Source organism: Psychrobacter sp. CX21 (genome assembly GCF_057396255.1).
The window spans coordinates 86905-99904 of record NZ_JBXYJG010000005.1; the positions used below are offsets into that span (position 1 = coordinate 86905).

7 protein-coding genes and 1 pseudogene are annotated in these 13000 nt (G+C 38.7%); 4 read left to right on the top strand and 4 right to left on the bottom strand.

Annotated elements, in window-relative coordinates; genetic code table 11:
- Positions 1-307: 307 nt before the first annotated feature.
- The 3 genes and pseudogenes from AC2SLP_RS04705 to AC2SLP_RS04715 all read left to right on the top strand — a co-directional run bounded on the left by AC2SLP_RS04705 (position 308) and on the right by AC2SLP_RS04715 (position 4309).
- Entirely contained in the window at positions 308-1993 is a 1686-nt protein-coding gene (locus tag AC2SLP_RS04705; RefSeq protein WP_486535480.1) for an AMP-binding protein, read from the top strand.
- Between the two features lie 110 nt (positions 1994-2103).
- Positions 2104-3300 carry an OmpP1/FadL family transporter gene (locus AC2SLP_RS04710; protein ID WP_486535481.1) on the top strand — a complete coding sequence of 399 codons (1197 nt, stop codon included), beginning with the start codon at positions 2104-2106 and terminating at the stop codon, positions 3298-3300.
- A gap of 308 nt (positions 3301-3608) precedes the next feature.
- A pseudogene (locus tag AC2SLP_RS04715) lies at positions 3609-4309 on the top strand (DarT1-associated NADAR antitoxin family protein).
- Between the two features lie 68 nt (positions 4310-4377).
- On the opposite strand, the gene guaD reads toward AC2SLP_RS04715, so the two are convergent.
- The 4 genes from guaD to xdhA all read right to left on the bottom strand — a co-directional run bounded on the left by guaD (position 4378) and on the right by xdhA (position 11337).
- Positions 4378-5778: a guanine deaminase gene (guaD, locus tag AC2SLP_RS04720; RefSeq protein WP_486535482.1), complete on the bottom strand. Its 1401-nt coding sequence runs from the start codon at positions 5776-5778 to the stop codon at positions 4378-4380.
- Positions 5779-5909: 131 nt separating this feature from the next.
- Positions 5910-6887, bottom strand: a complete 978-nt coding sequence (locus AC2SLP_RS04725) for an XdhC family protein (protein WP_486535483.1) — start codon at positions 6885-6887, stop codon at positions 5910-5912.
- 138 nt (positions 6888-7025) lie between these two features.
- Entirely contained in the window at positions 7026-9704 is a 2679-nt protein-coding gene (xdhB, locus tag AC2SLP_RS04730; protein ID WP_486535484.1) for a xanthine dehydrogenase molybdopterin binding subunit, read from the bottom strand.
- 70 nt (positions 9705-9774) lie between these two features.
- Positions 9775-11337, bottom strand: coding sequence for a xanthine dehydrogenase small subunit (xdhA, locus tag AC2SLP_RS04735; RefSeq protein ID WP_486535485.1), 1563 nt, complete (start codon positions 11335-11337; stop codon positions 9775-9777).
- A 285-nt stretch (positions 11338-11622) separates the two neighbouring features.
- Here xdhA and AC2SLP_RS04740 point away from each other — a divergent pair, with 285 nt between their 5' ends.
- Complete coding sequence (locus AC2SLP_RS04740) at positions 11623-12918, top strand: NCS2 family permease (protein WP_486535486.1); 1296 nt, start codon at positions 11623-11625, stop codon at positions 12916-12918.
- The last annotated feature ends 82 nt before the right edge of the window (positions 12919-13000 follow it).

The window sequence follows — 13000 nt, forward strand, 5'->3', positions numbered from 1 at the left end:
TCATTAATATATTATTTAGCCCTTTTAAGTATTTGAAACTGATTAAATGAGGGTGTATACGGTAGGAATCTATTTAAACAATAAACCCATATTGCATTTAGTTTCGTTAAACTGATGAATATAAATTAAGTATTAAATAACTTAAAAAAGAGTGAAAAAACATTATTTTTTGGCTATTATAAATAAGTTGAACAATTTTTAGAAATTAGTGTCTTATATAGACATAGATTATTGAAGGTTTGACATTTCAAATGCCTCAATGAAGAGGCGAGCTTAATTAAGCTTAATTACCAATGGAAGGTGAACAATGGATAAATTTTGGACCCAGAACTACCCTGAAGGTGTCGCCGCTGACGTACCCTTTGATAATGATACTCTGATCGATCTATTTGAAAAATCGTTAGATGAGTTTGCTAAAGATAAATTCATGACGAATATGGACGTATCTTACTCATATAATCAAGTCGGTCAGATGTCTCGTAACATAGCTGCATGGATACAAAGTACTGGACTACCTGAAGGTTCAGTCATTGCAGTCATGATGCCAAATGTTAACCAGTATCTTCCTGTAGTTATTGGGGCCTTAAGAGCCGGTATGGTATTGACTTTAGTCAATCCTTTATATACCCCACGTGAACTTAAGCATCAACTTATAGATTCTGATGCCAAAATGATATTTATTTTAGAGCCCTTTTGCCATTCTATGGATAGCATTATTGAAAAGACACCTGTCAAGACAGTCGTTGTAAGTTCAATAGGGGATATGTTAGGTACTACCAAGGGCGCCGTTATTAACTTTGCTGCTAAATATATTAAAAAAGCAGTACCTAAATACAATATCAAGACCACCTCTGAACATGCCGTACTTCACTTTAAATCCATTTTAAATGAGTCCAATAATTTAACATATACCCGCCCTCAACCAAAGCCTGATGACTTAGCGATGATTCAATATACTGGCGGGACGACAGGTGTTGCTAAAGGTATATTAATTAGTCATCGCAATGTGGTATATGGGACCAAACAGTACGACGAATGGTTTAATCCAATATATGATGATTTAAATAATATGGGCCAGCTTACGTGTGTAGTTGCTCTGCCGATGTATCATATTTTTGCCTTAATCATATCTTTCTTAGGAATACGTAAAGGACAACACCTTCTACTCGTCACTAATCCGAGGGATATTGATGCCTTTGTGAAGCTGTTAAGTAAAGAGCCGGTAAATTTGTTTCCTGCCGTTAATACCTTATTTCACGCATTACTTTTACATCCAAAATTCAAAGATATTGATTTCTCCCAACTTAAGCTCTCATTGGCTGGAGGGATGGCAGCGACACCTGAAATGGCTAGAAAATGGTATGAAGCAACTGGCGTACCTATTATCGAAGGTTGGGGGATGTCTGAAACCCTCGGCGTTGGTACCGCAAATCCCTTAACGAATACGGAATTTACAGGGTCGATAGGTATTCCCTTATGTGGTATCGATCTTAAAATCTATGATGATAATGAAAATCCGCTAGGTATTGGCGAGATTGGCGAGATTGTTATTAAAGGTGGTAATGTTATCTCCGGCTATCATAACTTAGATAATAGTAAATTTTTCACCAAAGATGGTTACCTTAAAACAGGGGATGTTGGATCTATCGATGAAAAGGGTTATGTCAAACTCTTTGATAGAAAAAAAGACATGATTATTGTGAGTGGGTTTAACGTCTATCCTAATGAAGTTGAAAGTGTCGTTGAAATGCATCCTAAAGTAAGAGAGTGCTCTGTAGTTGGAGTGGATGACGAGTCCCAAGGTGAATCAGTCAAAGTATTTATCGTTAAAGATGATAAGAGCTTAACTGAAAAAGAAGTTTACGAGTTCTGTAAGAAAAATCTAGCTGGTTACAAATGTCCACGCCATATTGAGTTTATTGATGAGTTACCCAAGTCTACTGTCGGTAAAATATTAAGACATAAATTACGAACATTAAGCAATAAAGAATAGATAAATTAAACAATGAGTCACCTAAGGTCAATAGCTCATTATTCACCTTCAAAAAAACCCTCATTAGTCGCAATGGATGTGGCTAATAATACTGCAATGGAGAATGTACAATGTCAAAAAATTTCACTCTAAATCAATTAGCTGGTGCTTTAGCATTGGTGTCTTTAGCTTCAATGGCTGGCGCTGCTGGTCTTGATCGCTCTGGTCAACCTAGTGCTGAGTTTACTAAGGAGGGTACTTATGCTTATGCAAGTGCTTATCGTATTAGCCCAGAAACCAAGGGAGAATATACTGATAACGGCGTTACTAGAAAATATGACGAAGTTGCTCAAGATTATAATGGCTATGGTTATGGTGTTAAAACCGATATAAACGATAAAGTTAGTGTTGGGGTTTTCTATGATCAGCCCTTTGGTGCAGAGATTGAAGTTAAAGGCGATAACAACCCGCTCGTTAATGGAAATGTCCATACCAAAGCAAGTGTAAAGTCAGATACCTTTACGGGTTTAGTTAACTTTAAGCTTGGTCAGAACGACAACTTTAGACTTTATGGTGGCCCAGTCCTAAGCAAGCTTGAAGGCGATCTCAATTTAGCGAGCGGAGAGAGATCTGGCAGTTTACGTAGCTTAGCTGCGATAGATGGATATACTTTGAGTCTTGATAAAAATTCAGACTATGGCTATATGGTTGGTGCTGCATATGTTAAGCCTGAAATTGGTTTAAAAGCAGCGGTGACTTATCGATCTGAGATTGAGCATGATATTAATTTCCGCGAGAATATGCCAGCTTTTGGAGCCTCACAATCTAAAGAAGCGACTTTGGAGCTACCAGAGTCGATTAATATTGATTTTCAGACTGGCCTAAATCCTACGACTTTGATGACTGCAAAAGCACGCTGGGTACCTTGGGGTGATTTTAAAATCTCTCCACCTTTGTTGTCAGATAATGTAAAAAGACTTACGGGGGCTAAGGAAGCGCCTTTAGTTGCCTACTCTGATGATTCTTATATGCTTGAGTTAGGTTTAGGTAAGCGTCTATCACCAGCACTTGCGGTTTCTGGAACTATTGGTTGGGATAAAGGCGCTGGAAATCCTGTAACAGTTTTGGGTCCCGCTGAAGGATATTACAGTATTGGTTTGGGTGCTAAATACAATGTTACTCCAGAATGGTCTGTTGCGTTAGGGGGTAAGTATCTTATGTTAGGTGATGCAGATACACAGTTATCGTCAACCAAAGCACCAATGGGTAAGTTTGAAGATAACGATGCCTATGTGGTCGGTATGAAATTAGAATACGCTTCTAAATAGCAGATTAACTAAGCTAGTTAACTAAACTATTCAACTAAACTATTGAATAATTTTTAAAACCACTTAGTTTGGCTGTATTTGTATAGAATATAAAACCAGGGTTGTTGCCTTGTGTTATACAAATACAGCCATTTAAGTAGTTGTTCAAAATTTAGTCAGACAATTATAATAAGTACTTCTTTGACTTTTTTCTATAGTCCAAAAAACTCCTCAAGATAAATCACTCAGAATAAGTTAAACTGCCTTGCTAAGATGACATGATATTTATTTATTGATACCAAGTAAATTAGAGTTAAAGGCACCTCGTTATGAAATTAGCATCAACCGCTTCCGAACAAAAACCAGTATTTATGCCTAGGGTTGGTAGTGATAATCTTGTTAAAACAGATATGGTCAGAATTGAGAGACATTCAGGATTCGCTAGCAGACAAAAGAAAAAGACCATCAATGACCTACATCAAGTTATTCGTAAAAAGTACGGTTTCAAAAATGTACTAGAGCTATCGACTAAATCTGGTAATAAGTTAAGTTTTCTACTCAGCCCTTATAGCCTGAAGATTTTTAATAAAAACGGTGATCAGTTTAGTGTTGAAAATGCTTTTCAAAGCAGTAAAGTCTTTGAAAAAGGTGGTCCATATATTGATCTATTGACCGCCAAACCTCGTCAAGCCAGAAATGATGACAGATTAATCTCATCTGGAGAGCTAACGGGTTATGATTTTTTCGGAATGTTGAACCCTTAACAACTTTTTATGATTGGCTTTATATTAATGCTTTAAAGCAACATTCTGAACTTCATGAAGAGGTGATGCACTATCAAGCATTTACTGATATTACCTTTAACCCTAAAAGAACCATACATTGTGCTGCGTACTCTCTTGCCATGTTTGTAGCACTGTATAAAAGAGAGCTGCTCGAAAAAGTAGAAAACCCAGGCGAATTTTATGATTTGCACACCGAGTTTAAATTGAGTAATACTGAGCAGCTTTTAGAAGAGGGATGGTTCTGATATGTACATAATGCAATAATTCTAGAAAATTTTGTAATAATTTTTATTTAAATATCTTTTTTTAAATCTCATAACATATCATCAATTTTCTTGTATCGACAAACCCCTGCTATGTAAGTTTGTTTAATGACTCGGTCATCACCCATCATCATAAGTACAAAGAGTGTCTCTTCAAGCGTATTGGTATGAGACATTCTTTGCTCAAGTAGCCGAGTGGCATCGGTATCAATGATTAAAAAGTCAGCCTCACTTCCTACTGAAAGATTACCAATTTTATCTTCTAAACATAAAGACTGTGCATTACCTAAGGTTATTTGATACAAACCCTGATGCGCGGACAAACGATTGCCTTGTAGCTGCTGGACTTTATAGGCTTCACTTAATGTGGTTAATAAACTTAGACTCGTACCAGCACCAACATCCGTTGCAATACTTACTCCGGTGTAACTTATAGTTTTGGGTAGATCAAATAAGCCACTGCCCAAAAACAAGTTGGATGTTGGGCAATGTGCTATTTGAGTACCAGTGTCTTTTAAGCGTAGATACTCAGAGTCATTTAGATAAATGCCATGCGCAAGCGTTGTCTTACTACCCAATAAGCCCATCTTGTCATAAACATCCAAATACCCATTGTAGCTAGGATACATCTGCTTTACGGCCGCTATTTCATCCTTATTTTCCGCTAAATGCGTTTGAAGATACACGCCTTTATTATCAGCATAAAGCTCTCCTGCCAAAGCTAATTGCTTTGGGGTTGAGGTAATCGCGAAGCGGGGAGTGATGGCAACGTGCTGACGACCATTATCATGCCAGCTATTAATTAGGGTTTGCGTATCTTGTATACCTTGTTTGGCTTCAACCAATAATGACTCAGGGGCATTTTGATCCATCAATACATTACCGCAAATCATTCTCGTGTTTAGCTCAGCGCTTACTTTAAAAAATTCATCAGCTGAGGTTAAGTGACTGGTTGCATATACCATGGCACTGGTGGTGCCATTAGCCAATAATTGATTTATAAAAAATTCTGACTGAGCGTATGCAAACTGTCGATTACCGAAACTGGCTTCTGTGACGTAGGTATAATTATTTAACCAATCTAATAGCTGATCCCCATACGCTGCTACCATGTCCAGCTGAGGGTAATGAATGTGCGTGTCTATAAACCCTGGCATGATCATATACTTTTTAAAATCATGTACCTTAACTTCTACTGTACTATATGCAGGTTCATTTATAGAAGGTTCATTTATAGAAGGAGTGTTTACTGAAGGTGCGTCTAAATCAGCTGAATTTTGAACCCCTTCACGTTGGCCCGAATCTTTTTTGGATAGTTGGTTATTCAAGTGCCTTGGGAGAATCTCATTGGAATGACCATAATCTATAATTAGTCCATTACTATCATCAACTACCAAAGCACCTTGTTGTATATATTCTGGAAATATTTTATACCCTTTATTAATCGGCATAAGGTCGATAGGCAAGTCTATAAGGTATGCATTTGATTTTTATTAGATTTGTCTTCAATAGGGTAGCTAACGTAATGCAATACTTTGGCTTGATAAATGTGTAAGGTCATGTAGATCCTAAAATGAAACAGCTATTGATTATTATATTCTTGTAGTATTTGTGCCATGATTGATACGGCAACTTGCATAGGCTCTTTACCCCCTATGGGCAGCCCAATTGGCATATGAAGTTGCGCCATATCCCTATCAGCTATATGACGCTGAGACAATTGGTGTCTGAATCGTTTGGCCTTAGTCTGTGAAGCAATACAACCAATATAAGTGAAAGGTTTTTTATTATTGTGGTGCTGATTTACTTCAATGGCCTTTTTTACTAATGCAAAATCCAAACCATGATCATGCGTCATGATCAGTACAAAATGAGGGGTAGGGTAGGATTTAATGAATTCAGTAGGATCATCAGTAATATGTGTTTTTATATGAGCGGGTAATAAGCCATCTTGATCATTAATTTCAGAATCGGTGTTTTTAAGATTTTGTATTAAAGAATCTGTTTGGTTATTAAACATAACCGGCCGATTATCAATCCAACTCACCTGACAAGTTGTCTGAGCCAACATGCTTACCAACGCATTAGCAACGTGACCTGCACCAAATATTAATAAAGATAAAGTAGGTTTAATATTAAATACTTCAAAACTCACGGTAACGCTACCACCGCAACATTGCCCAAGCTTCGCGCCTAGTGGATAATGTTTGGAAAATACGGATTGGTGTTGGTTAGTTAAAGACTCTTTGTTACCAGTAACCTTTTTTTCCTGAATCTTAATGTTTAGCAGCTCATTTTGGACGTTATTTGGCACGTTAAGTTTATTGGTTATTTGTCCGCTCAAAAGCTCCTTTGCAGTGTTGATAACATCAAACTCAAGACCACCACCTCCAATCGTATCGAAGCTGTTCGTTTGGGTAATAACCATTTTTGCCTGTAGATCACGTGGTGCTGATCCACTTATTTTCACAATAGTAACCAGTACATGAGGAATACCGTTAAGTTGGCATTCGTTCAACGCCTCATACCATTTTATAGGCCTTCTTAGATTATGAGTCATTTAAGTTTGCTTCATTGATTAGCTTGATATGATATTTGAACATACATTGTTATAGATATTTTTAGTCAGTGCTGCCGATTGATATTTTGGAGTTTTCAAAAGACCCTAGTCTACATTATCTTAATATACACCCTTTTACTAAACGCTGTGAGCAGGTCCTCTTGAGACTTCCAAATTAGCATCATCTATAGATTGAGTATTGTCTATACTTAAAGGTTGATTTAAAGACACATAAGGTGGTTTAGTCTGAGTATCATGATCAACATAAGGCGTTAATAATTTCAAATAGTTCATATAGGTATGCGTGCTATTATTACTTATAGGTGTTGCGAACCTTTTATCAAAGTTCGATTCTACAATCAATTTATTTACCGTTTCATCATCGTGACTACTGTTTGTAATTTCCCATTCGCTACCTTCAAGCTTAATGATTGATTTTAAAACCGCTTCAGGGGTAGCAGGCATAGACAGTTCAGGGTTTTGTTGATAATCTGCAATACTTGCAATGGCATTATTAATGGCACACCATACGCTGCCAGCCAGCATAAATGGAGGTTCGCCGACGGCTTTTGAATTATAGATGGTTTGTTCTTTATTTTTTCGATTATAAAGCTTGACGTCCCATTGTTTCGGCATATCATGGGCCGTCGGAATTTTGTAATTAGCTGGGCTATTTGACGCTAGAGATCCGTTTTCATTCCACAATAGCTCTTCTTGGGTTAACCAGCCCATCCCTTGAATGAATCCACCTTCAATTTGACCAATATCAATATCTGGATTAATGGATTGACCCACATCGTGCAAAATATCGCAGCGTAAAACGCTATATACGCCTGTGGTTGTATCAATTTCAACCTCACTACACGCCGCCCCAAGTGAATAATACAAGAAGGGTCGACCCCAGGCTTTATTGCGCTCATAGAATATTTTGGGCGTTTTATAGAATCCAGTTGAAGATAAGCTCATTCGGTGTCGATAGGCAAGGGTAACAAAATCTGAAAAGGTGAGCACCATAGTTTTACCATCTGCATCGTCTTGATTATTTATGGTACTCACGTGGGTGTTTTGTTGAACAGCCTCAATATAAACGTGATTATTTTTAAAACTAATATCTGATTCATCTACCTTAAAGAAGTCACTAGCAAACTCAATGAGTCTTGATTTGATAGTTTGGCACGCATTTTGCGCCGCTTTGCCATTTAAGTCTGTGCCAGATGAGGCGGCAGTAGGAGAGGTGTTAGGAACTTTATCAGTACGGGTTGCAGATACCTTTACCGTTTCTAAATCAACATCGAATTCATTGGCAACTACTTGGGCTATTTTAACAAATAAGCCTTGACCCATTTCAGTACCACCGTGATTTAGATGAATACTGCCATCGGTATAGATATGAACCAGAGCGCCTGCTTGGTTCAAGGTTTGAACGGTAAAGGAAATACCAAATTTAACTGGTGTTAATGCGATACCACGTCTTTTTGGACAGCCTTTACTATCTGCTTTTTTATTACTTTCAATTATTAGTTGACGACGTGCTTTATAATCGCAATCGTTGGCAAGCGTGTGCATTAAGTCTGCAAGATCAAAATGTTCAATTGTCTGACCGTAGTGAGTTTGCTGACCATCTTTATATAAATTATTAAGACGTACCTCTAAAGGGTCTTTGCCTATAGAATAGGCAATATGATCCATCAAATATTCGGCAGTCATCAGACCTTGAGGCCCACCAAACCCTCTATAAGCAGTGCTTGAGACAGTATGCGTCTTGCAACGATGACCAACTACCTTGGCAGTAGGATAAAAGTAGGCGTTGTCGCAGTGGAACATGGCCCTATCGACAATCGCGTCAGACAGATCGGGGGAGTAGCCGCACAAAGCTGCTAACTGTATATCCACTCCCTGTACTTTTCCAGACTTATCTATTCCGATCGTATAAAGGTTTGAAAACTCATGTCGCTTTCCAGTCACTACCATGTCATCTTGTCTATTTAGGCGCATACTCACAGGTAGATTCTGACGCTTTGCCACGACTCCTGCCAAACACGCCCATGCAGCTGCTTGGGTTTCTTTACCGCCAAAGGCACCGCCCATACGACGTACGATGGCATTAACACTATGAAAGGGCAGACCTGTGACTTCGGCAACTAGCTGTTGCACCTCGCTTGGATGTTGAGAAGAGGTATGTACCTCAAGACCGCCATCATCGGTCGGAATAACAAACGCGACTTGGCCTTCAAGATAGAAATGCTCTTGACCCAGCATGCGTATAGATCCCTTGATGATAGTCGGTGCATTTTTGAGTGCATTTCTATAATCTCCTCGCTGCATGGTATAACTTGGTCGGACAAACTGTTTTTGTTTTAATGCCTCATCAATACTTAATATAGCAGGAAGAACTTCATACTCTACTAGCGCTTTTTGTGCAGCTTTTTTGGCTGCGATGTGAGAGGTTGCAGCGACGGCAAATAAGGTTTGACCCACATACTCGACCTTAGTATCTGCTATAAGTGGATCACCATCAAACACTGGGCCGATATCAGTTTGAGCGAGTAAATCCTCAAACGTAATAACGTCTACTACACCTTCGGACGCTCTCACAGCATCAAGGTTAAGGTGTGTAATACGAGCATGAGCCATTTCACTTTTACCGATAGCAATATGCAGTGTGTTCTTGGGTTTGGCAATATCATCAACATAGATAGCGCTACCCATAACGTGGCTAACGGCACTGTCGTGTTTGGCAGACGAGCCAATTTTTTGCTTAGGCGGACGATTACGCCTTGCTGCATAGGTATCAAATAATGGAGATTGGTGACTCATAGCGCTGTCTCGAAGTATTTATTAATAAGTTTTTTTACTTAAATTTGGTATATTGAGCAAATACGCAAATTTAACTACTCGCATATTGGTTAACAAGCTGCTTTCCACTTTGTACTATCAAACGTTGTACCACTTTCATTCGATATTCACGACTGGCTCTCACATCACTCAGTGGGGTCACATCTTCACTTAGTACATCTGCCGCACGTTTAAAACTTTCTACATTCAATTCAGAGCCAATTAATTGACGTTGAGAGTTTGTAGCCAATAGCGGAATCGCGGCCATTCCACCTAGGCCTATACGTGCATCAACAATAGTGGTCAAAGACTCATCCAAATCGATACGCATAGCCATCAGGCAAGCTGAAATATCATCTTCATAACGCTTACTGATTTTGTGAATGACAAGTCTTTGCTGAACAGAGAGTAAGGGGACGTGAATGGCGGCAATATAGCTGCCTGATTTAAGTTTGGTCTGTTTATAAGCTATGAAAAACTCTGCTAATGGAATAATCTCGTCACAATATTGGTCAGCACAATGCCTGATATGGATCTTCGAATCCAGAGTAAGCAGAATAGGGGGCAGGTCACCAATAGGGGATGCGTTGGCGATATTACCACCGATGGTGCCCATGTTACGAATCTGCGGAGAGGCGATACGATGAAGTATAGCTTCAAACTCTGGCATATACTGTTTTAATACTGCAGATAGCTGATGATAGGTCATTCCAGCACCAAGTATTAACGTATTATCGGCACAAGACCACTGTTTAAGCGCTTCAACTTCAGACAATTGAATAATAGTTTTAAAGTCCATAAATTGCTGCGTAACTGCTAGTCCCAAATCGGTACCACCTGCCCATAATATAGCATCAGGGTGTTGGTTCAACGTTTTATCTAAACTGTCTAACAACGTAGGCATAAACAACTGAATATCATTAAGGTATAACGCGGGTTGGACTGCTTCAATTGAGTTAAATACATTTTTATTAGTACTAAATTCACATTCATTTGTACTAAATTTATTCTTGAGCGTACTGGGCTTATCAAGATCAAACATTTTGATGCCCGCATCTACAATTGGACGATACCCTGTGCACCGACACAAGTTACCCGATATTGCCTGTATGACATCATCCTTATCTACTTTTGAATGTGAAGACTCTATATGTTCGGTGGTGTTATTTGGTTCGCTGATAGTTTGATGATTCGCGATATGTTCATTTTCATACAAACATGCCAATGACATGACAAATCCAGGCGTGCAATAGCCGCATTGTGACCCATGACACTCAACTAACGATTCTTGAGCAGGATGAAGCTGAGCTTGTTTTGGATGATTGGTTGGGTTATTCGCAAGATAAGATGCTGTAAATAGCGCTTTTCCATGAACTAGAGATAAAAGCGTGATACAAGAATTAAGCGTATAGAATTGAGAGGGGCTATTGGTATCAACCCTATGGTCTTTTTGCATATCGCGAACCATAATAGTGCAAGCACCGCAGTCGCCGCTACCGCATCCTTCTTTTACATCGATTATATCTAAATGATTCCTAAGGTAATTTAGAACGGTAGTATTTGGATTTATAGTATCGACACGGTGAGTTATGCCGTTTAGTTGAAAAGTGATCATAGGGTTCTCAGGCTATTACATTTAGAGAGATATACTTGCTTTATTTAAAGATTGACGAGTAGTGTATTAAAATTTGTTATACCGTAAACTTATTTACTGTTAATATAACAGAAGATTAAATATTTACACTTCAATAAACAAACAAAACTATCTATAGCAGATTTAATATAAGCGACAAACATACCATTGTATACATGAATAAATTAATTTGTACACAATGGTATGTTTTTTGCTGTCATTGGTTTAGTGATATTATTTATTTCAAATTAAATTTGAGGGTAATGTATGAGCGCAATTGAAAGGTATTTCGGTATAGCCGAGAAGGGAACTAGTGTTAAAACAGAGGTTATAGCGGGTCTCACCACCTTCTTAACTATGACCTATATCATATTTGTTAACCCAATGATCTTGTCGGATGCTGGTATGGATCAGGGAGCTGTATTCGTAGCAACCTGTATAGCAGCTGCAATTGGGTGTTTGATTATGGGTCTATACGCAAAGCTTCCTTTAGCATTAGCGCCAGGTATGGGTCTAAATGCCTTCTTTACCTATGGTGTGGTTTTGGGTATGAACCACAGTTGGCAAACCGCTTTGGGCGCTGTTTTCTTGTCTGGTTGTATTTTCATACTATTAAGCTTATTCAAAGTACGTGAATGGGTTATTAATTCGATTCCACATACACTAAAGCAAGGCATTGTTGCTGGTATCGGTGCTTTTTTAGGGTTCATTGCGCTAAAAAACGCAGGTGTGGTCAGTGCCAATGACGCCACGTTTGTATCATTGGGTGAAATAACCACTTTTGGTCCTGCAATGGCAATTTTAGGCTTTATCGTTATAGTAGGCTTAAGCTATCACAAAATACCTGGTGCGGTAACGATTGGTATTTTATTAACCACAGTATTGGGATTAATATTCGGCGATGTGGCATTCGGCGGTATTATGTCTATGCCACCGCCGATAGCGCCTACACTCATGCAACTAGACATTGCTGGTGCATTTGATGTGGGTATGATTAGCGTTATCTTCGCATTTTTGTTTGTTGATTTATTCGACACTTCAGGCACCTTGATTGCTGTGACAAAAAGGGCAGGGCTTATGAAGGATGATGAGCAAGTACCTAATCTAGGTAAAGCGCTTATAGCGGATTCAACAGCGACCGTAGCAGGTGCCTTAGTCGGTACTTCATCAACAACAAGTTATGTCGAGAGCACCGCTGGTGTTGCTGCTGGTGGTCGCACTGGACTAATGGCGGTGACTGTTGGTGTTCTGTTTTTATTAAGCTTATTCTTTGCGCCATTGGCCGGCATGATTCCTGCGTATGCAACTGCTGGTGCCATATTTTACGTGGCCGTATTGATGCTATTTACTTTAAGAGATGTTGAATGGGATGATTTAACAGAAGCAGCTCCTGCGGCAGTTACGCTGATACTCATGCCTTTAACGTTTTCGATTGCAGACGGTATTGCATTAGGCTTCATAACGTATACCGCTGTAAAACTTATCACTGGCAAACTTAATCAAATTAGTATTGCAGTGTGGGTGATTACAATCATCTTATTATTAAAGTATTTGTTTGCATAAAAAGCTAGGTCTTGCCTAAATATAAATTATATGTAATCTATATAGTTAATGAAGCCGCAATCAAAAGATTGCGGCTTTTGTG